15 protein-coding genes, 2 tRNA genes and 3 pseudogenes are annotated in these 23,597 nt (G+C 70.9%); 10 read left to right on the top strand and 10 right to left on the bottom strand.

All coding sequences use genetic code 11. From position 1 onward, the window contains the following. Positions 1-442: 442 nt before the first annotated feature. The 7 genes and pseudogenes from ACFYNP_RS03560 to ACFYNP_RS03530 all read right to left on the bottom strand — a co-directional run bounded on the left by ACFYNP_RS03560 (position 443) and on the right by ACFYNP_RS03530 (position 9,459). Complete coding sequence (locus ACFYNP_RS03560; RefSeq protein ID WP_388782186.1) at positions 443-2,695, bottom strand: ArnT family glycosyltransferase; 2,253 nt, start codon at positions 2,693-2,695, stop codon at positions 443-445. Beyond that, positions 2,692-4,062: a glycosyltransferase gene (locus ACFYNP_RS03555; protein WP_388782183.1), complete on the bottom strand. Its 1,371-nt coding sequence runs from the start codon at positions 4,060-4,062 to the stop codon at positions 2,692-2,694. Before ACFYNP_RS03555 ends, ACFYNP_RS03560 begins: the two co-directional genes overlap by 4 nt. A 142-nt stretch (positions 4,063-4,204) precedes the next feature. Beyond that, a complete protein-coding gene (locus ACFYNP_RS03550) occupies positions 4,205-6,001 on the bottom strand; it encodes a sensor histidine kinase (RefSeq protein ID WP_388782180.1) in 1,797 nt (598 codons plus the stop codon). Between the two features lie 6 nt (positions 6,002-6,007). Continuing rightward, the gene (locus ACFYNP_RS03545) at positions 6,008-6,748 is read right to left on the bottom strand and encodes a response regulator transcription factor (RefSeq protein WP_053725868.1); all 741 of its coding nucleotides are present in this window, start codon (positions 6,746-6,748) and stop codon (positions 6,008-6,010) included. Between the two features lie 232 nt (positions 6,749-6,980). After that, positions 6,981-7,850 (bottom strand): annotated as a pseudogene (locus tag ACFYNP_RS03540) (amidohydrolase family protein); the annotation flags it as partial. 435 nt (positions 7,851-8,285) lie between these two features. Continuing rightward, positions 8,286-9,164 (bottom strand): DUF2797 domain-containing protein, encoded by an 879-nt coding sequence (locus ACFYNP_RS03535; RefSeq protein WP_388782177.1) that lies wholly within the window; start codon positions 9,162-9,164, stop codon positions 8,286-8,288. A gap of 106 nt (positions 9,165-9,270) precedes the next feature. Further along, positions 9,271-9,459, bottom strand: a complete 189-nt coding sequence (locus ACFYNP_RS03530) for a hypothetical protein (protein WP_388782174.1) — start codon at positions 9,457-9,459, stop codon at positions 9,271-9,273. A 314-nt stretch (positions 9,460-9,773) separates the two neighbouring features. Here ACFYNP_RS03530 and ACFYNP_RS03525 point away from each other — a divergent pair, with 314 nt between their 5' ends. Together ACFYNP_RS03525 and ACFYNP_RS03520 are read left to right on the top strand one after the other, a co-directional pair. Continuing rightward, the gene (locus ACFYNP_RS03525; RefSeq protein ID WP_388782171.1) at positions 9,774-10,214 is read left to right on the top strand and encodes a VOC family protein; all 441 of its coding nucleotides are present in this window, start codon (positions 9,774-9,776) and stop codon (positions 10,212-10,214) included. Between the two features lie 207 nt (positions 10,215-10,421). After that, entirely contained in the window at positions 10,422-10,979 is a 558-nt protein-coding gene (locus ACFYNP_RS03520; RefSeq protein WP_388782168.1) for an SMI1/KNR4 family protein, read from the top strand. Positions 10,980-11,023: 44 nt separating this feature from the next. Here ACFYNP_RS03520 and ACFYNP_RS03515 read toward each other — a convergent pair whose 3' ends face one another. Continuing rightward, on the bottom strand, positions 11,024-11,665 hold the full coding sequence (locus ACFYNP_RS03515) for an SIMPL domain-containing protein (RefSeq protein WP_388782165.1): 642 nt from the start codon (positions 11,663-11,665) through the stop codon (positions 11,024-11,026). Positions 11,666-12,032: 367 nt separating this feature from the next. Between ACFYNP_RS03515 and ACFYNP_RS03510 the strand changes: the two genes are divergently transcribed. The 5 genes and pseudogenes from ACFYNP_RS03510 (at position 12,033) to xerC (ending at position 16,910) form a co-directional block, all read left to right on the top strand. Then, on the top strand, positions 12,033-12,440 hold the full coding sequence (locus tag ACFYNP_RS03510; RefSeq protein WP_388782162.1) for a hypothetical protein: 408 nt from the start codon (positions 12,033-12,035) through the stop codon (positions 12,438-12,440). Positions 12,441-12,595: 155 nt separating this feature from the next. Next, positions 12,596-14,191 (top strand): hypothetical protein, encoded by a 1,596-nt coding sequence (locus ACFYNP_RS03505; RefSeq protein ID WP_388782159.1) that lies wholly within the window; start codon positions 12,596-12,598, stop codon positions 14,189-14,191. A 127-nt stretch (positions 14,192-14,318) separates the two neighbouring features. Next, a pseudogene (locus ACFYNP_RS03500) lies at positions 14,319-15,485 on the top strand (replication initiator); the annotation flags it as partial. Continuing rightward, on the top strand, positions 15,482-15,688 hold the full coding sequence (locus ACFYNP_RS03495) for a helix-turn-helix domain-containing protein (RefSeq protein ID WP_388782156.1): 207 nt from the start codon (positions 15,482-15,484) through the stop codon (positions 15,686-15,688). The pseudogene ACFYNP_RS03500 and the gene ACFYNP_RS03495, both read left to right, overlap by 4 nt. Continuing rightward, positions 15,685-16,910: pseudogene (xerC, locus tag ACFYNP_RS03490) on the top strand (tyrosine recombinase XerC). The gene ACFYNP_RS03495 and the pseudogene xerC overlap by 4 nt, the downstream one beginning before the upstream one ends. A 77-nt stretch (positions 16,911-16,987) precedes the next feature. Here xerC and ACFYNP_RS03485 read toward each other — a convergent pair. Both ACFYNP_RS03485 and ACFYNP_RS03480 read right to left on the bottom strand, forming a co-directional pair. Further along, a tRNA-Arg gene (locus ACFYNP_RS03485) sits at positions 16,988-17,060 on the bottom strand. 409 nt (positions 17,061-17,469) lie between these two features. After that, positions 17,470-17,563, bottom strand: a tRNA-Ser gene (locus ACFYNP_RS03480). 350 nt (positions 17,564-17,913) lie between these two features. On the opposite strand from ACFYNP_RS03480, the gene ACFYNP_RS03475 reads away from it, so the two are divergent. The 3 genes from ACFYNP_RS03475 to ACFYNP_RS03465 all read left to right on the top strand — a co-directional run bounded on the left by ACFYNP_RS03475 (position 17,914) and on the right by ACFYNP_RS03465 (position 23,552). After that, positions 17,914-18,351, top strand: coding sequence for an SSI family serine proteinase inhibitor (locus ACFYNP_RS03475; RefSeq protein ID WP_388414241.1), 438 nt, complete (start codon positions 17,914-17,916; stop codon positions 18,349-18,351). Positions 18,352-18,513: 162 nt separating this feature from the next. Beyond that, on the top strand, positions 18,514-22,839 hold the full coding sequence (locus ACFYNP_RS03470) for a PAS domain-containing protein (RefSeq protein WP_388782152.1): 4,326 nt from the start codon (positions 18,514-18,516) through the stop codon (positions 22,837-22,839). 128 nt (positions 22,840-22,967) lie between these two features. Beyond that, positions 22,968-23,552, top strand: coding sequence for an antibiotic biosynthesis monooxygenase (locus ACFYNP_RS03465; RefSeq protein WP_388414236.1), 585 nt, complete (start codon positions 22,968-22,970; stop codon positions 23,550-23,552). Positions 23,553-23,597: the final 45 nt, after the last annotated feature.

The raw sequence follows: 23,597 nt of genomic DNA, 5'->3' as shown, positions 1-23,597 counted from the left end.
TCAGCCCGTCCGGCGTTTGAGGACGAGCGCCGTTCAGGCGCGATACGGGGTCCGGGGCGGAGCCCCGAACCGGGGGTGCAGGGGGCGCAGCCCCTGCGGGGGTCCGAGGGGCACAGCCCCTCAGGGGGTCTGGGGCGCAGCCCCCTGCGGGGGTCCGAGGGGCACAGCCCCTCAGGGGGTCTGGGGCGCAGCCCCAGGGCCCGAACCCACCAACCCGGCCGCACGGGCGGGAGGGCGGGCAAACCCCCCGGGGTCTGGGGCGAAGCCCCAGGGGGCCCGGAACCCACCAACCCCGAGTCACGGGCGGGCGGGTGGGCAAACCCCCGGGCCCCGGGCGAAGCCCCGCAGGGTCCGAGGGGCGTAGCCCCTCAGCGGGCCGGGGCGGAGCCCGGCCGGGGCAGCGGGGCTGCGCCCCGGGCCCGCGAGGCCGGCCCCGGGCGAGCTAGCTCACGGGCGAGGTGAGGTCATAGAAGGTGGCGGCCCCAACCGTCACCTTCTTGAAGGAGGACGCCACCCAACTACTGATCGCACTGGCCCCAGACGTCCCACCCCCCATCATTCCCCCACCACCGGAAACGAAGTAGTGGATCTTCCCCTCGGCCACGTACTTCTTGAACTGGGCCAGGGTCGGCGACGGGTCGCTGCCGTTGAAGCCACCGATCGCCATCACCGGCTTCTGGGTGGCGAGTTGATAGCTCGCGGCGTTCTGAGAGCCGATGGCCGCCGCCGCCCAGGTGTACCGGTCCGCGTTGTTCTTGAGGAGCGCCTGCGCCTCGGCGCTCACCTTCGCACCGTCCAGGAGGCCCCCCATGCCCCCACCCCTACCACCGCGCTCACCCGAGCCCGAGCCCGAGCCCGAACCCGAGCCCGAACCCGAGCCCGAACCCGCACCGCCGCCCACACTGGTACCTCCGCCGGGGAATCCCTGCCCCTGACCCGCACCCTGGCCCTGCCCCGGCCCCTGGCCCGCCCCACGGCCCGGCCACCCCCCGTTCTGGGCCCCGGCCTGCCCAGCACCGGCACCGGGACCGGCACCGGCACGCGCACCCGCACCCGCACCCGCACCGACCCCACCCCCGAACCGCATCCGGCCGCCGCCGCCACCGCCCCCGGGCCCGCCCCTGCTCGCCCCGGCGGGGCCCGCCGTGACGATCGAGCCGGTGTGCCCGGTGTCGAGGGTGCTCACCGCGTACGCGGCGGGCCCGGCAAGCGAGGCCGCGAGGCCGAGACCGGCGACACCCAGCGCGGCCCTGCGGTTCAGCCGGCCCGCGAGGGCGAGGCCGATGCCCGCCGCGAGGCCACCGATCAGTACGGCCCAGCGCAGCCAGGGCAGGTAGTCGGGGGTGCGCCCGAGCAGGACGTACGACCAGATCGCGGTGGCCGCCACCGCCGCCCCGAGCGCGAGTGCCGCGCCGATGCGCGAGCGCTCCTCCCACAGGACCGTGACGCCCATGCCGACGAGCGCCGCGATGTAGGGCGCCAGGGCCACCGTGTAGTACTGGTGGAAGATCCCCGCCATGAAGCTGAAGATCACGGCGGTCATGAGGAGCGCCCCGCCCCAGGCGAGGAACGCGCCGCGCGCGGTGTCGGTGCGCTTGGCCTTCCAGGTGACGACGAGGCCCGCGATCAGCAGGAGCAGAGCCGCCGGAAGCAGCCACGAGATCTGGCTGCCCACCTCGGAGTTGAACATGCGCCCGATGCCGGTCGCCCCCCAGCCGCCACCGCCGCCGCCTCCTCCGCCGGCGCCGCCGCCCGGACGCAGGCCCGCCGGGAACTCCATGCCGCCGGGCCGCGCGCCCCCGCCGCCGACGCTTCCGGTCTCGTCGCCGCTGAGGCGGCCGAGCCCGTTGTAGCCGAAGGTGAGCTCAAGGAAGGAGTTGTGCTGCGAGCCGCCGATGTATGGGCGCGACGCCTTGGGCCACAGCTCCACGGCCGCCACCCACCAGCCGCCCGATACCACCAAAACCCCTGTGGACAGGGCGAGTTGACCGAGCCGACGCCGTACCGAAGTGGGCGCGCACACCGCGTACAGGAGCGCGAGGGGCGGCAGGATCAGGAACGCTTGCAGGGTCTTGGTCAGGAACGCGAAGCCGATCGCGACCCCGGCCCACACCAGCCACTTGGTGCGGGCGTCCTCCAGGGCGCGCAGCACGCAGTACACGGTGACCGTCATCAGGAGCGCGAGCAGCGCATCCGGGTTGTTGAAGCGGAACATCAGCGCCGCGACCGGCGTCAGGGCCAGCACCGCCCCGGAGATCAGCCCCGCAGCCGGACTGAACCGGCGCCGTACCGCCGCGTACAGGACCGCGACCGTGCCCACGCCCATCAGGACCTGGGGCAGCAGGATCTGCCAGGAACCGAGACCGAAGAGGCGTACCGAGAGGGCCATCGGCCAGAGCGCGGCCGGGGGCTTGTCGACGGTGATCGCGTTGGCCGCGTCGAGCGAGCCGAAGAAGAACGCCTTCCAGCTCTGGCTGCCCGCCTGGACGGCCGCCGAGTAGAACGAGTTCGCGTACCCGGAGGCGCTGAGGTTCCACAGGTAGGCGGCGCAGGTGACGGCGAGAAGGGCGAGGAGGGCAGGCCGCGCCCAGGCCGGGTCCTCGGGGCGGCCGCGCCACAGCCGGTTCCGGGCAGCCCGGGGCCCGGACACCGCGACCCCCTCGCGCGGATCGGCCAGGGGTGAGGTCGTGGTCATCGTGCGTCGCCCTTCGGGTCGGCATGGTGCGGAGTGCTCGCGTGGTGCGGGGCGCTCGCATGGTTCGGAGTGCTCGCGTGGTTCGGAGCGCTCTCGCGACGCGGGGCGCTCTCGCGGCGCGGGGTGGCATCGGTTGCGGGTACGGATCCCGCGCGGTCGGGGAACACCCAGGCGCGGAACAGCAGGAAGCGCAGCACCGTGGCCGCGAGGTTCGCCGCGAGCAGGACGGCGACCTCGGTGGAGTGCGCCGCATCGGCGTTGGCGGCGCCGAGCGCCGCGAGCGAGCCGCTGGTCAGGGCGAGCCCGATGGCGAACACCACCAGGCCCTGCGCCTGGTGGCGCACCGCCCGGTCCCGGCCGCGCACGCCGAACGTCAGCCGCCGGTTGGCCGAGGTGTTGGCGACGGCCGACACCAACAAGGCCACCCCGTTGGCGAGTTGGGGGCCCATCACGGTACGTGAGAGCGAGTACAGGGCGAGGTAGAAGAGGGTGGAGAGCGCGCCGATCACGCAGAACCCGACGAGCTGCCGGGCGAGCCCGCCGGGCACCCCGCTCAGCTGCCGGTCCCGGGGATCGTCGCCGAACGGCCGCGCGAGCCGGTCGAGCGGCAGCGCCCCGACGGCGAGCGCCCGCCCGATCCGCCACACGCCCTTCAGGTCGTCCATCGCCGTGCTGACGATGTGCACGGTGCTGGCCGGGTCGTCGACCCAGTCCACGGGCACCTCGTGGATGCGAAGCCCGGCCCGCTCGGCGAGCACCAGCATCTCGGTGTCGAAGAACCACCCGGTGTCCTCGACCATCGGCAGCAGCCGCTGCGCCACATCGCGCCGGATCGCCTTGAACCCGCACTGGGCGTCCGAGAACCGCGCCGCGAGCGAACCGCGCAGGATCAGGTTGTACGTGCGCGAGATGAACTCCCGCTTGGCGCCGCGCACCACCCGCGAGGAACGCGCCAGGCGCGAGCCGATGGCGAGGTCGGAGTGGCCGGAGATGAGCGGCGCGACCAGCGGGAGCAGCGCGTTGAGGTCGGTGGACAGGTCCACGTCCATGTACGCGAGCACCGGCGCGTCCGAGGCCGACCACACCGTACGCAGCGCCCGCCCGCGCCCCTTCTGCTCCAGGCGGAAGGCCCGCACCTCGGGTATTTCCCGCTCAAGTCTGCTGGCGATAGCGGGAGTTGCATCGGTGCTCGCATTGTCCGCGACCGTGATCCGGAAGCCGTACGGGAAGGTCCGCGCGAGGTACTCGTGCAGCCGGCGCACACACCTCTCCAGGTCCCGCTCCTCGTTGTGGACGGGGATCGTCACATCGAGGACGGGGGTGCCGGCCGGCTGGACCGGCAGGTGCCGACGGGCCGGGAGGGCCACGGGGTGTGCCGGAGGTGCCGCGTGTGCCGCATGTGCCGGGCGTGCCGGGACCGTCGCGCGGGGCGCGGCGTGCGGCGCGGTGTGTGGCGCGGTCGCGGCAGGGGGTTCGGTTGGCATACGCCGACCCTCGCGAGCGGCGCTGTCACACCTGTGTGGTCGGCCTGTGCTCAGCCTGTGAGGTGCGGGGCGGCAGGGCGGCGCGCGCGGAGCGGGTGTCCGGGGTCCTTGCCGGGCGTCCGTCCGGATTCCGTCCCGGGCCGGTGTCCGGACCGGCGCCCGAGGCCCGTCCCAGGCCGGTGTCCACGGTCCGTCCCAGGCCGGTGTCCGGCGTCCGTCCCAGGCCGGTGTCCGGCGTCCGTCCCAGGCCGGTGTCCGGCGTCCGTCCCGGGCGATCGTCCGGAGTCCGCCCGGGGTGGTCGTCCGCGCCACGGTCCTGCGCCGGCAGGAGGACCTCGAACACCGTGCGCCCGGGCCCGCTCCGCACGCCCACCCGCCCCCCGTGCGCGGTGACGACGGCCTGCACGATGGCCAGACCGAGCCCGGTGGAGCCCGCGTTGCGGGAGCGCGACGCGTCCCCGCGCGCGAACCGCTCGAAGACGTGCGGCAGCAGATCGGGCGGAATGCCGGGGCCGCTGTCCTCGATCTCGACGGCGACCTCTGGCCCGCGCGGCTCGACCCGTGCCGTGACGGTGGTCCCCGGCGGGGTGTGCGTACGGGAGTTGGCGAGCAGATTCACCAGGACCTGCTGGAGCCGCTCCCGGTCCGCGCGCACGGCGACCGGCTCCGGGGGGAGTTCGAGCCGCCAGGTGTGGCCCTGCCCGGCGGCGTGCGCGTCGCCGACGACGTCCACCACCAGGGCGGAGAGATCAGTGCTCTCGTACGAGAGCGGGCGTCCGGCATCGAGGCGCGCGAGCAGCAGCAGATCCTCGACCAGGCCGGTCATGCGGGCCGCCTCCGACTCGATGCGGCCGAGCGAGTGCCGGGTGTCGGGCCCGATGTCCTCGCGTCCGCGCCGGGTGAGCTCCGCGTAGCCCCGGATGGAGGCGAGTGGCGTCCTCAGCTCGTGGCTGGCGTCGGCCACGAACTGCCGCACCCGTGTCTCGCTCTCCTGCCGCGCGCTGAGCGCCTCGTGGACGTGGTCCAGCATCCGGTTGAGCGCGGCGCCCACCTGCCCGACCTCGGTCCTGGCATCCGCCTCGGCCCCCGGCACCCGCTCGTGCAGTGCCACCTCGCCGCTGTGCAGGGGAAGTTCGGAGACCCGGGTGGCGGTGGCAGCCACCCGACGCAGCGGCCGCAGGGCCACACCGACGATGGCCGCGCCCGCGATCCCGGCGGCGACGAGCCCGGCGGCGGTGACGCAAATGACCACGACCACAAGGGTGTTGACGGTGGCGTCCAGCTTGTCGGTGGGGTACCCGAGCACGATGGCCCGGTCCGGGTCCCACAGGGCCCGGTAGTCCCCGAGCCCGGGGAGCGTGACGGAGTGCACCTTGCCGTCCTTGGGGACGGTGGCCAGCGCCTCGGCCTGTGCCCCGGACAGCGTCACGGTACGGCTCTCGCCCTCGCGTTCCGGCTGGGTGCTGCGCAGCCCGGTGAGCGAGCCGTCGGCCGCGACGCCCGCGCCGACCGTGGACAGGGGCTGTCCGGGCCGGGACACGATGAAGTCGAGCCGGTCACCGTCCGGCGGCCGCTGCCCCTGTGCCTGCTCCTGTGCCTGCCCCTGGGCCTGGGCCTGCCGCTGCCCCTGCCCTTGGGTCGCGTGTTCCATCGAACGCAGGGGCAGCCCGGCGCGCAGCTGGTTGTCCAGCTGGCCCTGGAGATTGGCGCCCATCGCGAGGACGGTCACCGTACCGATGACGGCACCCACCACCGCGAGCAGCACGACCGCCGACACCACGAGCCGGGTGCGCAACGACAAGGGTCGCCGGAACCTGCTCACGCGGTCCTACTCCCCGGGCTTGATCAGATATCCCGCGCCGCGCCGGGTGTGGATCATCGGGGAGCGTCCGGCGTCGATCTTCCGCCGCAGATAGGAGATGTAGAGCTCCACGACGTTGGCCTGGCCGCCGAAGTCGTACGACCAGACCCGGTCGAGGATCTGCGCCTTGCTGAGCACCCGGCGCGGGTTGCGCATCAGGAAGCGGAGCAGCTCGAACTCGGTCGCGGTGAGGTGGATGTTGACCCCGCCCCGGGTCACGTCGTGGCTGTCCTCGTCGAGCGTGAGGTCGCCGACGGCAAGGACGGACTCGCTGCGCAGGGCGGCCGTGCCCGAGCGGCGGATGAGTCCGCGCAGCCGGGCGACGACCTCCTCCAGGCTGAACGGCTTGGTGACGTAGTCGTCGCCGCCCGCCGTGAGCCCGGCGATCCGGTCCTCCACCGAGTCCTTGGCGGTGAGGAACAGCACCGGTACGTCGGGCAGTTCGCGGCGCAGCCGCCCGAGGACGGCGAGTCCGTCCATGTCGGGCAGCATGATGTCGAGGACCACGGCGTCCGGCCGGAAGTCCCGGGCGTCGCGCACCGCCCCGGCCCCGTCACCGGCGCTGCGCACTTCCCAGCCTTCGTAGCGCAGCGCCATGGAGAGCAGCTCGCTGAGCGGCGCCTCGTCGTCCACGACGAGCACGCGCACGGGGCTGCCGTCCGGCCGCAGCATTTCGGTCCGCCCCTGGGGCGAGGAGGTAACGGTCATGGCCCCACCCTGTGAGGGGGCCGTGAGAACCTCCTTGCCCGTTCCTGTGATTTCCCTGAGAAAGTGCCCGGCCGACCGGCCGGACTTGTCCGGCCGGCCGAGCCCGCCCGACCGGGGAGCGAGCCCGAACCGGGGAGCGAGCCCCGGCGAGCGGCGGGCCTCAGCGGGGAGCGGGCCTCGGCCGGGAGCGGGCCTCGGCCGGGAGCCGTGCCCCAGCCGGGAGCGGGCTCCCTCAGCCCGGCGGCAGGCCGAAGAGGCGGGCGGCGTTGCCGTGGCAGACGGCCCGCAGCCACGCGTCCCCGAGGCCGAGCCGCTCCAGCGCCTGGAGCTGATGGAGATAGGGGTAGGGGATGTTGGGGAAGTCAGAGCCGAAGAGCACCCGGTCCCCCAGATCCCGCAGCCGGCCGAGCTCCCGCACCGGGAACGGCGCGGAACGCTCGGTGAAGTCGGTGAACGCCATCGTCGTGTCGAGCATGACCTCCCCGTACGCCTCGGCGAGGCCGAGGAAGTCGGCGTACTCCGGCATCCCCATGTGCGCGACGATCAGCCGCAGCCGGGGGTGGCGGGCGAGCACCCGCCCGACCTGCCCTGGCCCGGTGTGCTTACCGGGCGCGGGCCCGGATCCGCAGTGGATGACGACGGGCACACCGGCCTCCGCGAGCAGCCCCCAGACCGGATCGAGCAGCGGATCGGCCGGGTCGTAACCGCCCACCTGGACATGGGACTTGAAGACCCGGGCGCCGGCATCGAGCGCGTCCCGTACGTATCCGGCCGCTCCCGGCTCGGGAAAGAACGTGGCGGTGTGCAGACAGCCGGGCGTCCGGCCGGCGAACCCGACGCTCCACCCGTTGAGCCACTCCGCCATCCCTGCCTTGTGCGGATAGATCATCGAGGTGAACGCGAGCACCCCGAACTCCTCCCGGAGCAGCCGTACCCGCTCGGCCTCGTCCTCCCGGTAGGTGATGGGCCACTCGACCCCACCCACCAGCTCCCCGGCGGAGTCGAAGTACTTCCACACCTTGTCCAGGACCCGCTCGGGCATGAAGTGCGTGTGTACGTCGACGAGCCCGGGGAGCCCGAGCCGCCCCCAGAACGCCCGAACCCCGGCCCCGCCGTCACCCTTGCCGCCACCGTCATCCCGGCTGTGGCCGTGGCCGTCGCTCTTACTGCCGCCACCGCTGCCGTAGCTGCCGCCCGCATCGGTGCGGCCGTGACCACTGTCGGCCCCATGGCTTGCTGTGCCTCTGCCTCTGCCTCTGCCTCTGCCGGAGTCGTAGCCGTCGCCGTCGCCGTCGCCCGTGCCACCGTTGGCGCCATCGCTGCCACTGCTGCTGCCGCTGCCGGTCACCCGCGCCGCCTCTGCCGCCCCCATTCGCCCCTGCCGCCCCGCGTGATCGCTCATGCCCCTCACCCTCGGCGGCGCACCCCGCCCTGTCCAGCCCCCACCACCCACCCCTCACCACTCAGCCCGTCATTCCACAGCCCCTCACCCGTCAGCCCCTCACCCGTCAGCCCCTCACCCGTCAGCCGTCAGCCGTCAGAACAGCGAACCCTGCTCGCCCTCCTCCCGGGGGACTTCCCGCACGGGCACGGTGAAGTCACCGGGGTCGCCCGGCCCGAGGGCGGCGAGCCCCCACCCGCTCATGAGCCGCGTATCCAGCACGCGGACGCCCCACCCGTCTCCCGCGTCCAGATGCAGATCGGGACCGGCGGCCGCGAGCAGCCGCCCGCTGACGACCCCCTGATCCACGAGCTCGGCGACCACTCCACGAGCGTCCGGCAACGCACCGAGCCCGAACTCGGCCTCGTGGTCGACCACTTGGCCCTCGACCCGCTCCAACGACTCGGGCCAGCCGGGCAGCGCGACGGCCCGCGCATACAGCCCCGCCACCTCGGCGGCGCGCTCCTCGACCCCGGGAAGCCGGGCCCGTACCGCCCGCTTCTCGGCGTACGGAATCCGATCCGGCACCCCGAGGGCCGCCCTGAGCAGCTCCTCGCAGCGCCGGGCGGCCATCAGTGGCCCGCGCCCGAGCCAGCAGAACGCCACGGCCCCCTGTTCGAGCAGTCGGGCCGACCCGCGCTCCTCCGCGGTGATCCCGACCTTGAGCAGCCCGCTCCCGAACCAGGCGAGGTAGACCCGATAGGTGCGCGGATCGTCGAGATACGTATCGGCGGCGACGGAATGCGCCCGATCGAGCCGAGCGCACTCGGGACAGCGCGCCTGCGTACTACGCCCCGGCACCGGGGCGCCCACCGGACAGGGATTACCCCGGGCCCCCACGCAGCTCCGCGCCCCCACTGCCCGGAACGCCACGACCCGCCCGTACTCCAGCCCACTGCTGCGCCCCTCCTCCCACCGAAGCCGCGCCCCGCCCTCGCCCCAGCGAACCCCCACACAACGCCACAACCCAGCCACGCTTCGAAGCTACTCCCCACCACTGACAACGCCGGACCCACGCCCATCGCCCCGAAGAAGACCGGCTCAGCCCCACCGGCCGGCGCCATCGGCCGGCGCCATCGGCTCAGCGCTTCCCGCGGCGCCCCCAATAGCGCCCTCCCCTCCATCCCCACTTCCGCTCGATGAACGCGGACAGCCGCACCGAAACCATGTTGAACACCAGCATCGACACACCGAACACGGTCGAGTCGCCCCACGAGTGCTTCAGCCACAGGTGGGACACCACGACCGCCAGCCCATAGATCACCACCATGCAGGCCAACATCAGCGCCTGCCGCTCTCTCCGCCGCCGGAACCGCAGCCGGGGAATGGACACCCCACCCGTTCGCCATCTCTGCGTCATGCCCGGCCGGGTACCACCGGCGGGCACATTGATGTCGACGAGGGCGATCGTCGGAGTTCGGCGGCCGCCGGGTGTCGAGTAGGCACCACCGGCTCCGTCCCAGGTGCATCACCCAGGCACATCAGCGGCCACCAACGACCGCCCGTAAAAGCCCGTACAAGCCGCACAGACCCCTACAGACCCCTACAGACTCGTACAGACCTGCACAAGAAGGAGAAGTCATCATGGCGATTCAGCGGATGGACAACGTAGGCATCGTCGTCGAGGACATGGACGCCGCGATGGCGTTCTTCGGGGAGCTCGGCATGGAACTGGAGGGCACGACGGAGATCCAGGGCCAGGTCGCCGACGAGTGCACCGGGCTCGACGGCGTCCACTGCGACATCGCGATGCTCCGGACCCCGGACGGCCACGGCCGGCTCGAACTGTCGCGGTACCGCACCCCCGCGGTGATCAGCACCGGCCCGCGCGAACGGCCGCACAACGTGCTGGGCACGCACCGCGTCATGTTCGCCGTGGACGACCTGGAGGACACCGTCGCCCGCCTGCGCCCGCACGGCGCCGAACTCGTCGGCGGGATCGCCCGCTTCGAGGACAGCTATCTGCTCTGCTACCTCCGCGGCCCGGCCGGCATCATCGTCGGCCTGGCCGAGCAACTGGACTAGCCGCCCCCGCGTACGCCCAAGCACAAGCGGCCCCGGAGGGAAGCTGACGGGCACGGGCGCCAGCAACGACCGTGCGGCTGTGGTGCGCTGCTGGTCCGCCCCTCGAAGGGCCGGCACGGAGGGATACGGCTCCAAGGGCACTGTCAGTGCGCAGCGCTAAGGTCACCGCCACTGACCGTTGAGCAGAGAACCACCAGGGGGAACTCCGTGGCGAGCGAGATCGCGACGGCTGTTGTGGACGCATGGGGGGAGATTGAGCGGTGGTACGAGGCACAGGGTGCCGCTCATCTGATCCTGCCGCCGGCGTCCCGTGAGCAGATTGGCGCGCTTGAGGACGCACTCGGCGTCGAGCTGCCCGAGGCCCTCACGGCTTCGCTGCGGCGGCACAACGGATCGGCCGACGGGGGCTGGCCCACGGGCACGCTCTTGTCCTGTGACGGCATCCTGCAAGAAGTAGGGGTGTGGCGTGAGCTCCTGACCGGCGGCGACTTCGACGACCTCAAGGAATTCGTCGCGGGCGAGGCCCTCAAGGCCGGCTGGTGGCAGACCGGTTGGGTCTCGCTCGACGCGGACGGCGCGGGAAACGGCGCGGTGCTGGACCTGTCGCCAGGTCCAGCCGGCAAGGTCGGCCAGGTCATCGACATGGACCACGAAACGGGGCCGAGCGGGCCCATGGCGAGTGACTTCGTTGGATACCTGAGGGCGGTGGCCGGCCGTCTGGACGACTTCTCCGTGATCGACGGACAGTACATCGAGGAAAAGTAGACGGGAAAAGTAGCCGACGCCCCGGCATCTCGGCTCGGAAGACCCTAGTCGGGCAACAGACTGAAGCCCAGCAACACAGCGGCCTCTACGCGCACCGCACCGGGAGCGAAGACACCGTTGGATTCGGGATCGCCTCCGATGCGACTGCCATGGCTGCGCAGCCCGACCGATTCCGGATCGACGTCCTGAATGTGCACTACGGGGCCGAGCCGCACACCACAGGCATCCGCGTAGACCTCGGCCTTGCGGCGGGCGGCCCCGACCGCCCTGCGGCGGGCCTCGTCCCGGAGCGCAGGCTTGTCGAGTGCGTCGAAGTGCACCTCGTCGACTCGATTCGCGCCGGCTCGGACGGCGTCCTCTATCAGAGCTTCGAGCCGGTCAAGGACTTCGGTCTGCACGACGTACGCCGCCTCGCAGCGATAACCGAGGAACGTCCGCTCCGCGCCGTAGCCCTTGAATTCCGACTGCAGGACCAGACGCGATCCGGATACGTCGGAGTCGGGTATGCCATGCTCGCGCAGCACAGCCCGCAGCCTGACAACCGCTGCTCCAGCCTGTTCAAAGGCTTCCTTGGGCGTCGGTGCCAGGAGGTCGACCGCAAGCTTCGCCTGGGCGATCCGGGGCTCCGCCGACACGTTCCCCGCACCGAGCACACTGAGCCCCCAGGGCTCCTTGATCTCTGTCATCCGAGGATCGAATCAGTAACGTCCCACCGCCGCAACAGACTTGGACATCGCAGCCGCAGGTCGTCACGGGTTCAAGTCCATACGCACCGCACGAGTTGACGGCCCCGGCCGGGCGCGACGGTCGGACGCCGCCCACGGCAACCCGACGTCAACCGGTTGTCGCACTGCACTGCCGTACGACCCAACGCAAGAGGCCCCGGACGCGATGTCCGGGGCCTCTCACCTGTGTGCACTCGGCAGGATTCGAACCTGCAACCTTCTGATCCGCAGCTCTATGTAGATCGGTCATCGACGGTCTTACTGGCCGCACCAGAGCCCTTCGAAGACAGGCAAATTTTCTAACGACTGCCGTGGTTGCGGTACTTCGATGCTGTACTTCTGCTGGGAACTGATCGCACCGGCAGGGGGACGCATGCAGTGGTCGACGCTCGTGGCGACAGCTGTAGGCACGGTACTTGGTGTGCTTTCCACGCTCATTGCCGATCATGTCCGCTGGCGACGCGACCGTTCAGAGCGTGAGCGGGACACGATGCTCACCGCCTTCACTGAGTACCTCAGGGCCCTCTCGACAGCCAGGGACGCATTTTCCCGGGCAGAGGCTTCCCCTGGACTTGTCGGCAAAGGGCATGTCGCGCTTGGCGACCACGGTGTCTACGCAGCACAGCAGAGACTGGAACTAGTGGCGCAACGAGCAGTCGTCGACAAGGCTGGTCGCGCCACCCTTAAAGTGCTGGATTTCCATGACGTTGTGGTTGCCGGACATGACGCGAACTGAGTACGTCGATGCCTGGCGAGCATGCCGCCAAGCCCGATCAGCATTGATAGAGGAAATGAGAAACGCCATGAGACGAGGTTGAGGCATTGAACGGTAGCGCAGAACGCGCCGACGGTTCCGTTTTTTCTGGTTCTCAAAATAGAAGGAGTGAATCTATGAATGGATACGAAAGACTGCAGGAGATAGCCAGGCGCGCGCCCGCCGAACTCTCCATTTGGAAATCGGGCAAGATGGCGCTACATGCGTTGCTGCTTTCGGTCTCCGCTCGGTACGTTCGAGAAGTCCGGAAGGGGTCTCCCGGTTCTCAAGAATGGGAAGCAAGAGGACCTGGAGGCGCAACGCGAGACTGGGCTAACATAACCGCCCGTCTCGTCGAATGGAGCTTCTTGTACTGCGACCCGTCAGCCACCGGCGAGCCCAACTTGCAGGAAATTGACGAGGCGTTCGAGTTGGCGCAGAACTGGGGAGTCATCCAAATTGGACTGGAGGGTGGCAGGGCAGGTCGCGTCCGGATTAAAAAGCAAAGCAAGGGAATAGTTATTGAACCAATCGCAAATCCATCCATAGAGGTCCTGGATGTCCTCCTTGAGGAGATCGACACCGAAAATGTGGACAAAAATACAGTCGGGCCAAGCCTGGAGCCTGCGCATGCCTTCTTCCGTACCCAGCAAGGGCGGAAAAACGTTCACCAGAATGTTCCTGTCTGGGTCGGCGGCCTCTATATCCAACACATGAAGAACTATCTTGCAAATAAGCCGTGGGAAATAGCACTTGACGCTGACCTGGGTGGGTTGACTCTCGGGGAGGCCATTCCGCTGATGGGTACGCTCAAGGGGATGTCGCTCCTTCAGCTGTCCCTGTTCAGGGGCGAGCCGAACCTGGATACGGCATATATTGCAATGCGGCCAGAAACGATGGTTCGATGGCTGAAAAAGTACAACCCGAAGAGTACCGCCGTGGAGAAATTCATCGAACTTCTCACCTATCAGGGGCCTAAGGGAAAAACTCCCTTCTCTGCCCCCATTATCCCGTGGGATGGCCAGCTGCTGATACCTTTCGCCTTGATTTCGGACGGCCTTGAGGAGCGGATGCTTCTTCGTGCAGCCGCATCTAATCCCAACACGTCCGGAAAACTTGGCGGATCTCTTGGGCGCTTGTCCAACAAGTGGGCTTCGCGTCTTGCCGAGATACCGGGAGTTAAAGTTGCGACAGAGGTCAAGGTTTTGGCCTCAAATCGGCGAAAAATCGGGGACCTGGATATTGTGGCCCTCGATAGCGATCGCAAGAGCGGTCTGATAGTCGAAGCGAAGTGGCCGATTGATGCACGGGTCCTAGCGGATGCCTGGAAACAAGAGTCCGCAATAGACAAGGGTAAAGAGCAGGTCGAACGACTTCAGAGAGAAATCTCAGACGGTGCGATTATTAAACTTCCACAAGGGTGGCCGCCATTCTCCGACATTGAGTGGACCTGGATGGTTGGCACTGCCCGCTATTTGGATGCACGTAAATCGCTGGACGGCCCTCCAGTCACCTGTCTCAGGCTAATCGAACAACTATTGCCAGCTTCTTCCGTGCGTGATTTGTTGCAAAGATTGGCAGATCTGCAGTACCCGCAAGAAGGCCGAGATTTTCGGCTTTCCTGGAAGCGGGTGGTAGTGAGTGGAGTGAGAGTAAAGGCGAGGGTGATTGAGATACTTCCCTCCGCACCTAAACCGCCGACAGAAAGGAGACGCTCACAAGGTTGGACGTGAGGTAAGCGCCGCTGCTTTCCAATCCCCCATCCCTGCTCCCATCCCGTCCGCCGTCGACCCACACACCGTGGAGCGGGCGTGGTTCATGGCGTCCAGGTGGAGCGCCCCGCTGGACGAACGACCTGGACGCCATGGGCCGCGTCTGCTCGGCTCTGCCTGGGTCGACGGTGGACGGGATGGGAGCACCCCACGCTCACCACGATGCGCCCGCGGCCGGGAACGGCGCTCCCAGGGCACCCCGCACACCATCCGCGACCACCCCCGCGTCTTCGCCACCCTCACCGCCCCGAGCTTTGGCCCGGTCCACAACAGGCCCGGCACCCGGCCCTGCCGCTGCGGCACCCACCACCCGGAAGACGCAGCCGAATTGGGCACCCCGCTCGATCCGACGACGTACGACTACGCGGGGGCGGTGCTGTGGAACAACCACGCTGCCGACCTGTGGCGCTACTTCACGATCTACCTACGCCGCGAGATCGCCGCCCGCGCCGGCCTCACCCAGAAAGCCGCCCGCGAGCAGTCGAAGGTGTCGTTCGGCAAGGTCGCCGAGTACCAGAGGCGCGGCGCCGTCCACTTCCATGCCGTGATCCGCTTCGACGGACCCGAAGGGCCCGACACCCCGCCCCCGCACTGGGCCAGCGTCGCCCTGCTCACCGACGCCATCCACACAGCCGCCGCCCGCGTCCAGGTCGACGTCCCCGCCGCCGGCGACCAGCCCGCCCGGGTCCTCGGCTGGGGGACACAGCTCGACGTCCGGCCCATCAAGGCGTTCGGCGACGGAGCCGAGATCACCGAACAGGCCGTGGCCTCCTACGTCGCCAAGTACGCCACCAAAGCCGCCGAGACCACCGGCACCGTCGACCGCCGCGTCGGCAACCGCGAAGCACTCGTGCTCCTCGACGTCCCCGACCACCCACGCCGCCTCATCGAGGCGTGCCTTGACCTGCACGCCGACTACCCGGATCGCAAGCTCCGCGACTGGGCCCACATGCTCGGCTTCCGCGGCCACTTCTCCACCAAGTCCCGCGCCTACTCGACCACGCTCGGCGCCCTCCGGCAGGTGAGAGCCGACTACCTCGCCGCCCAACACCGCGCGGCCCTCGGCCTACCCGACCCCTACGACAGTCCCGAGGCGGCCACGCTCACCCTCGCCCACTGGACCTACGCCGGCCACGGCCACACCCCCGGTGAGTCCTGGCTCGCCGCCAACATCCGCCGCGACATCGCCCAAAACCGCGAACTCGCCCGCGAAGCCCTGCAAGACGACTGGCCCTTGGAAGGAGTCGACGCATGACCACGGCAATGATCCAACGGAAGTGGCACACCACGGCGGAGGTCGCCGAAATGCTCGGCTACGGCCTCTCCAAGACCAAGATGCTGGTGCTCACCGGCGAGATCCGTTCCATCAAGGACGGTCGCAGTCGGCGCATCCTCCCCCGCTACGTGGACGAGTACATCGAGCGTCTCGCCCAACAGGCCGAGGGGAACGCGGCATGAGCGGCAAACGCGGCAACGGTGAGGGCTCCATCTACCCGTACAAGAACGGCTACGCGGCCTACGTCTGGGTGACCAAGCCGGACGGCAAGCGGGCCCGGAAGTACGCCTACGGCAAGCCCCGGAATGAGGTCCACGACAAGTGGCTCAACCTTCATGCGGAGGCGAAGAAGGGGCCCGTGGCCACTCGGCACCGCACGGTGTCCGTCTTCCTCGCGTACTGGCTCGACTCGATCGTGAAGCCGAACCTCGCCCCGCTGTCGTACGTCTCGTACGAGGGCTGTGTGCGCCTCTACATCGCTCCGACCTCGGCGCGAAGCGGCTGGACCGGCTGACCGTCCGCGATGTGCGGGAGTGGCTGACCAAGCTGGCGACCGTCTGCCAGTGCTGCGCCCAGGGCAAGGATGCGAAGCGTGTCCCTGCTCGCCGGAAGTGCTGCGCGGTCGGGGACTGCTGTGAGGCGTATCCGTCTCGTCGGGTCATTCAGGCTTCCCGCGATGCTCTGCGCGCCGCCCTGCCGCATGCCGTCACCGAGGAGGAGATCAGCAAGAACGTCGCCTCCTTGGTGAAGGTGCCCAAGCCGCGTCGCCGCCGGATCAAGCCGTGGTCCGTCGCCGAGGCCGGGCAGTTCCTTGCCGATGCCGCCGCTCGGGATGACCACCTGTTCGCCGCATGGATGCTGGTGCTCTGCCTCGGGCTCCGCCGCGGTGAGGTCCTGGGCCTGACGTGGAAGTCCGTCGACTTCGAACGCGGCGAGCTGTACGTGGACCACCAGATTCAGCGCGCTGGCCGCCAGATCCTGCACCGCGAGACCAAGACCGAGGACTCCGACGACTTCCTGCCTCTGCCTGCGCTGTGCGTGAAGACGCTCCAGATGCGTCGCGCTCAGCAGTCCGGCGACCGCAGGGCCATCGGGGATGCGTGGCAGGACGATCGGGGCCTGATCTTCACGACGAAGTACGGGACGCCGATCGAGCCGGGGAACCTCACCCGGATGTTCGCCCTCCGAGCGCGGCGCGCCGGCCTTCGCATGATCCCGCTCCGGAACACCCGGCACACGTGCAGCTCGCTCCTGGTCGCCCTGAAGGTGCATCCGAAGGTCGCGCAACGCATTCTGCGGCACTCGCAGATCGCCATGACGATGGAGGTGTACGCGGAGGCGAGCGAGGAAGAGGTGCGCTCGGCACTGGATCAGCTGTCCGGCGCGATGGACGGTAGCGGCTGACCTGGTTGCTGTACTTCGCTGCTGTACGGCCCAACGCAAGAGGCCCCGGACGCGATGTCCGGGGCCTCTTCCTTATGTGCACTCGGCAGGATTCGAACCTGCAACCTTCTGATCCGTAGTCAGATGCTCTATCCGTTAAGCTACGAGTGCTTGTGCTTCCGGGGTTTTTTCTGCCCCGTCGGCGTTGCGAGAACAACATTACATGACCTGCGCCGTGACGCGAAATCCATTAGCCATACCGGGCCTGACCTGCGGAAATGTCTCTGCGTGAGCGAACCGGAGGCGGCGGGGCCGGTGCGCGGGTGGGCCGAATGGGGGCCCGAGCGGGACCCGAGCGGAACCCGAGCGGGACTCGAACAGGGCCGGGCGGGGTCGCGGCGGGCGCGAGCGGCGACCCGGGCAACGGGGACAGGTGACCCGGGCGATGGGGACACGTGACGCGGGCGAAGGCCACGCAGGCGAGGGAGGCGCTCCCGACCCGGGCGAGGGCGAGGCGGCCGGCGGACGCGGCCGGGAACGGCCGAAGCCCCGGCCGTGGGGCCGGGGCTTCGGGTGGTGCTGGCGGAGGCGGAGGGATTTGAACCCTCGATGGGCTTTAAGACCCAAACCGCATTAGCAGTGCGGCGCCATAGACCGGACTAGGCGACGCCTCCAGCACACCATCGCGTGTGCGAGTGGTGCGTGCAGATGATGACACAGCCTTGCGGGCTGTCACCAATCGCCCCCCACGGTACTAGGCGGGTGGGCGCCAGAGCAAAGCCGTTCGTGCGGCGCAACGCCGGGCGTTGACGCGCGTTAGACCTCGGAAGGCCCCGAAGACTCCGGAACCCACTCGGGAGCCCTGGGAGGGATCCCGGGAGGGGACCGAAAGGCCCGCCGATCACCGCCCGTCCGACCACCGCCCGTCCGAACGCAACCCGTCCGAACGCGACCCGTCCACACAGCCCGCTCGAACAGAGCCCCGCCCGAACAGCCCGTCCGAACGCCTGGAGACACGAGACTCATGCTGCGCCGCTTCGCCGTCACCGCCGCCGCCTCCCTCACCGCGCTCGCCGCCGCGCCCACCGCCCTGGCCGGCCCCCTGCCCGTCCCGCTGCCGCTGCTCGGCGGCGGGCAGACCGAGGACCGGCTCACCGTCACCGTCGAGGACGTCCCCGGCGTCGAGGGGACGTACACCCTGGAATGCCACCCGGCGGGCGGCAGCCACCCGCGCGCGCAGCAGGCCTGCGACAAGCTGGACTCGGTGACGACCTGGGGCAAGGACCCCTTCGCGCCGGTGCCCAAGGACCGGATGTGCACGTTCGTCTACGGCGGTGCCGCCACCGCGCACATCACCGGCAGCTGGGCCGGGCGGCCCGTCGACGCGACGTACAGCCGTACCAATGGCTGCGAAATCTCACGCTGGGACAACCTGGTCCCGGTGCTGCCGAGCGGCAGGTAGGGCACCCTGTCCGGCCTCCGTCCGCCCTTCACTCATACGGCGTAGTCACACAACCTTGGTGAGAGCTCCCCCTCATCCGCCGTCCCTCGCACACCGCCAGCCTTTAGACTCCCTCACAGTGACAGGCCGCAAGGTGCAGTGGTTCAGGGAGGAAGCGTCGTCGTGAGCAGCAGGCCATCCCGAGGCGCTGCTCGCCTCGCAGCCATACTTGACGCCCTTCCGGACGGGCTCCTGCTCGTCAACTGCAACGGCACGGTGGTCAACGCCAACACCGTGGCGCTGGGGATGCTGGAGGCGCCGGGTACGGCCCTGGTGGGGCGGGGAGTTCTCGATCTGCTGCCCACCTTCGACTCCAAGCTCATCCCCGGCTCCATGCGCCGGCCCGAGAGCGAGGACGCGCAGGGCCGCACCAAGCCGACCCGGATGATCGCGCGCCGCACCGACGGCACCGAGTTCCCGGTCGAGGTGACCAGCGCCAACCTGGAGGACGGTCGGGACGCGTACGCCTCCTACGGAAGCGGCGGCGGGCCCGGCTCGTACTCGGGCGACGAACTCCTCATGCTGGTCGTACGGGACCTTTCGGGCACCGTCGACACCGAGGCGGAGCTGGCCCGTTCGCAGCGGCAGACCGAGATGATCCTGCGCGCCGCCGCCGAGGGCGTGGTCGGCACCGACACCGACGGGCGGGTCGTCCTGGTCAACCCGGCGGCCGCGCAGATCCTCGGCTACCGGGCCAGCGACCTCGGCGGCCGCGAGCTGCACCCGCTGGTGCTGCACTCGCGCGAGGACGGCGAGCCGTTCCCGTACGAGGGCAGCCCGCTCGCCGACACCCTCAAGTCCGGGCGCAAGCACCGGGTGCGCGGGCAGGTCATCTGGACGAAGTCCGGCGCCATGGTGCCGGTCGACCTGACCACCGCGCCGGTGCGCGACGGCGATCTGCTCGTCGGCGCCGTGATGACGTTCACCGACCGCCGCCCCTACGAGGAGCAGGCCGCCAAGCACGCCGAGGTCCTGGAGCGCGAGACCAAGCGCTACGACGCGCTCGCCGCCCGGCACCAGCAACTGCTCTCGGTGCTCGCCGGTTCGCTGCGCGGGCCGATCGACGAGCTGCGCCAGGAGCTCTCCGCGCTGGCCGCCGACGACGCGGGCCAGCTGTGGCCCGAGGCCAACCAGGTCCTGCACCACCTCGCCGCCGGGTACTCGCGCATCACCACGCTCGTCGACAACGTCCTCGGCTACCAGCGGCTCGACGCGGGCAGCGAGGAGCTCAAGAAGGCCAAGGTGCTGGTCGATTCGGTCGTCGGCGCCGGTGTCGACGGCGCCGTCGAGCTGATCGGGCCCGGGCGCGCCCAGTTCGCCGTGCACACCCCGCCCATCGAGGCCGAGGTCGACGCCCCGCGCCTGGCGACCGCCCTCGCCCACCTCATCGCGGACGTCGCCGGGGTGGACGCCACGGGCAAGGCGCCGGTCGGCGCCGGCGGCTACATGGACTCCACCGTCGTCGTCGCGGCGGCGGTGCGCGGCGAGGTCGTACGCATCGAGGTGCGCGGGCCGTACTCGGGCGGCGACCCGGTCCACGGGCCCATCGTGCGCGGCATCGTGAAGGCGCACGGCGGTGTGCTGCAAACCGTGGCCGTGCCGGGCATGAGCGGCTCGGCGTACGTACTCGAAGTGCCGCTCGGCGCGGGCGCCGGGACGGTCGAGGCGCCCGTGGCCCCGCAGCCCGACGAGGCACTGCTGCCCGCCCAGCAGGACGGCGGCGGCCGCAGGCGCGGGCGGCGGGCGTCCATGGACGCGTTCCTGGAATCCCCGGTCAGCGAGGAGAAGTCCCCGACGGGACGGCGGCGGGCGCGCGTTGACGTGTCGTCCGGGGCGGGGGCCGGGTCGGGTTCCGCTGCCGGGACCGCTTCCGGGGCCATTACCGGGGCCGTTGCCGGGGCCGGGGGAGCCGCTTCCGGCGCCGATGCCCGTTCGGGCTCGGGCTCTGGCTCCGGCTCCGGCTCGGGTGACGGAGAGGCCGACGGCGGGCCGGACGGTGATCGAGCCCGGATTCCGGCGCAGCAGAACGCCGGTGGCCCCGAGGCCGCCGAGGGCGGGGTCGCGGGGTCCGGGCCTTCCGGATCCGGGCGGCGCCGTGGCCGTCCCAGCCCTGCCGAGCAGGCCGCGGAGGGACCGGGCGGAGCCGGGGGATCCGGGGCGCCGGGTGCGCTCGCGGGGTCCGGCGGGTCCGTGGGATCCGTCGTCACCGGTGCGGAAAGCGCCCGCGAGTCGTCCGGCATGGGCCGGGCCGCGCTCGGCGAGACCGTTCCGCCGCAGGGCGTACCCACCGAGACGACCGGACGCCGGGCGCGTCGGGCGCTGCCCGCGCCGTCGGGCGCCGACGCGTCGGCCGCCTCCGCGCCGGCCGGGAACGCCGCCGAGCCGACCGGGCGCCGGGCCCGGCGTGCCCTGGGTTCCGCCCCGGGCGGCAACGCCGGAGGCGGCGCCGCGAGCGGCCAGGAGGGCCCGGTACGGACCGCGTTCGCGCTGCCGCCCGCCGAGGCCGACCGCGCGCCGCATCCGGTACCGCCGGCCCCGGGCGGGGTCGAAGCCCGCGGGACGGCCTCCGCGCCTACGCGGCCTTCGGCTCAGGCCAGCCCAACGGGCGCCGTTCACACGGAGGTTGACCCGACGGACGCTCGCCCCACGGGCGAGGGGCACGTGGGTGCTGGCCACGTGGGTGCTGGCCATGCGGGTACGGGCCACGTGGGTACGGGCCACGTGGGTACGGGCCACGTAGGTGCTGGGCACATGGCCGCCGGCTACACAGGTGCTGGGCATGTGGCCGTCGGCACCACGGGTGCTGGACACATGGCCGTCGGCAACCCCCCTCCCGGCACCACGGGTGCTGGACACATGGGTGCGGACAACACCTCTGCGGGCACCCCCCTGGCGGCGGGCAACACAGCTGCGGGCACCCCAGGTGCCGGCCCCACGAACCCCGGCCCCACAGGCGTCGGGCCCACGAACCACGGCCCCACAGGCGTCGGCCCCGCAGGAACTGAACCCGCCCCTCCCGGCCCCCCGAGCAGCGGTCCCCTCGACCCCAACTCCCCTGCGGCAGGCGGCCGGACGGGCGCCCAGCCCGGCGGATCCGGCCCCGTGCATCCGACCCCCAACGGCCAGGCGGCCCCGGTGAACCCGGCGGACGGCCCGGCTCGGGGGAACCCCGCACCCAGCGACCCCCTGGCCGACCACACCCCGCCCAAGGCGCACCCCGCCGAGCAGCCCGAGTGGGCGGCCCGCGCGGTTCCGGGGCCGGGTGCCCCCGGCCCCGTACCGTCGCTGCCGCAGAACCAGAACCAGAACCCGCCGCAGGCCGCCCCCAAGCCCGCCCGGCAGCCGTTGCCCGCCGAGACGCCGCCCGGTGGGATCCCGGCCGCCGGTGACACCCAGGGCCGGGCGTTCAGCGTGCGGGCGCTCGGGCAGGGCGTGCCGCTCAGCCAGACGCAGGCCCAGATGGCTCAGGCCCAGGCCACCGGCGGCTCGCTCGGGTCCGGGCGGCGGCGCAAGCTCGGTACGCCCCCGGAAGGCGTGGAGCGGCCCGCCGAACCGGCCGCCCGGCCGCATCCCGTGCTCCCCTCGCCCCCCTCGGAGGGCCAGGGCCGCGCCTATGCGATCGGCGCGCCGGACGAGGGCGCCGAAGGCCCCGAGCCGCTGGACGGCCCCGGCGGCGCCGTGGAGGTGGCCAACCGGCCGCAGCCGCAGCCCGTCGACGACGAGCTGCCCCCCGAGCCGCTAGACAACCCGCGCCGGCTCCTGGTGTGGCCCGCGCCCGACGTCTCCACCCAGCAGGCGCTGAGCGAACGCGGCTACCGGCCCGTGGTCGTGCACTCCCGCGAGGAGGTCGACGCGCAGATCGCCGCGTTCCCCGCCGCGCTCTTCGTCGACCCGCTGACCGGTCCGATCACCCGTACCGCGCTCCAGTCGTTGCGCCAGGCGGCGGTCGCGGCCGAGGTTCCCGTCCTGGTCACGGCCGGGCTCGGGCAGGCCACGCGGGAGGCTGCGTACGGCGCCGACCCGGCCGTCCTGCTCAAGGCGCTCGCCCCGCGCGACAGCGAGCAGCACCCGTCCCGCGTGCTGCTGATCGAGGAGCACGAGGAGATCGCGCTCGCGCTCACCGCGACCCTGGAGCGGCGCGGCATGCAGGTCGCCCGCGCCGCCACCGACTCCGAGGCGGTCACCCTGGCCGCTCAGATGCGGCCGAACCTGGTCGTGATGGACCTCATGCAGGTACGCCGCCGACGGGCCGGGATCGTCGACTGGCTGCGCGCGAACGGCCAGTTGAACCACACCCCCCTGGTCGTCTACACCTCGGCCGGCATCAACCAGGCGGAGCTGCCGAAGCTCACGTCCGGCGAGACGGTCCTGTTCCTGGCGGAACGGTCCACCAGCGGCGAGGTGCAGGAACGCATTGTGGACCTCCTGGCGAAAATCGGCACCAACTAGGCGATTCCTGAGGGTGGTTGGCGGGCAGCCGGGGTTCCTCGGCGGCTCGCGGCCAGGTGACGGCACGTGCGACGGCGTGCGTAGGCTGACGCGGCGCGCGACACCGTACGAATCGCAAGGAGAGGCCCGTGGCCCCCACGAGCTCCGCCACCCGTCAGGAACACGCCACCGTCCCCGCCGACAACGGCGAGGTCACCCTGTTGATCGCCCGGCAGGTCGAGGAGGGGTACGAGGAGTCGTTCGAGGAGTGGGCGCGCGACATCCTGGCCGCCGCGTCCGGCTTCCCCGGGCACCTCGGGCACGGCTTCTTCCGGCCGGCGGCGCCCGGGGCGCCCTGGTTCCTGGTCCATCGCTTCCGGGATTCGGCCGCCCTGGAGCGCTGGCAGGGCTCCACCGAGCGCGCCGTCTTCTTCGCGAACTGCACGGGTCATCACCACACCGAGATCGCGCGGCGCGAGCTGACCGGCATGGAGACCTGGTTCGCCAAGCCCGGCGAGACCCGGCCCGCGCCGCCCCGCTGGAAGATGGCGATCAGCTCCGGCCTCGCCATCTTCCCGATCTCCCTCCTGGGCAACGCGGTGCTCGGCCCTTATGTGGCGGGCCTGCCGCTGGTGCCGCGCACGGCCGTGTTCACCGTGCTGTTCAGCGTGCTCATGACGTACGTGGCGATGCCGAACATGAGCCGCCTGCTGCGCCGCTGGCTGCACGGTTAGCGGGGGGCGGCCCGGTCCCGGGGCTCCGGGCCGGGCCGAGTGCTG

It is taken from the genome of Streptomyces sp. NPDC006691 (assembly GCF_042869955.1).
Lineage (GTDB): Bacteria > Actinomycetota > Actinomycetes > Streptomycetales > Streptomycetaceae > Streptomyces.
Note: the sequence above shows the minus strand (reverse complement) of the source record. Positions and strands in the feature narration are given on the sequence as shown.

Coding starts and splice junctions, on each gene's coding strand:
- ACFYNP_RS03475 (WP_388414241.1), top strand. CDS start 17,914: ATGCTGCGCCGCTTCGCCGTCACCGCCGCCGCCTCCCTCACCGCGCTC.
- ACFYNP_RS03510 (WP_388782162.1), top strand. CDS start 12,033: ATGCTGTACTTCTGCTGGGAACTGATCGCACCGGCAGGGGGACGCATG.
- ACFYNP_RS03505 (WP_388782159.1), top strand. CDS start 12,596: ATGAATGGATACGAAAGACTGCAGGAGATAGCCAGGCGCGCGCCCGCC.
- ACFYNP_RS03560 (WP_388782186.1), bottom strand. CDS start 2,695: ATGACCACGACCTCACCCCTGGCCGATCCGCGCGAGGGGGTCGCGGTG.
- ACFYNP_RS03545 (WP_053725868.1), bottom strand. CDS start 6,748: ATGACCGTTACCTCCTCGCCCCAGGGGCGGACCGAAATGCTGCGGCCG.
- ACFYNP_RS03495 (WP_388782156.1), top strand. CDS start 15,482: ATGACCACGGCAATGATCCAACGGAAGTGGCACACCACGGCGGAGGTC.
- ACFYNP_RS03530 (WP_388782174.1), bottom strand. CDS start 9,459: ATGGTGGTGATCTATGGGCTGGCGGTCGTGGTGTCCCACCTGTGGCTG.
- ACFYNP_RS03515 (WP_388782165.1), bottom strand. CDS start 11,665: ATGACAGAGATCAAGGAGCCCTGGGGGCTCAGTGTGCTCGGTGCGGGG.
- ACFYNP_RS03525 (WP_388782171.1), top strand. CDS start 9,774: ATGGCGATTCAGCGGATGGACAACGTAGGCATCGTCGTCGAGGACATG.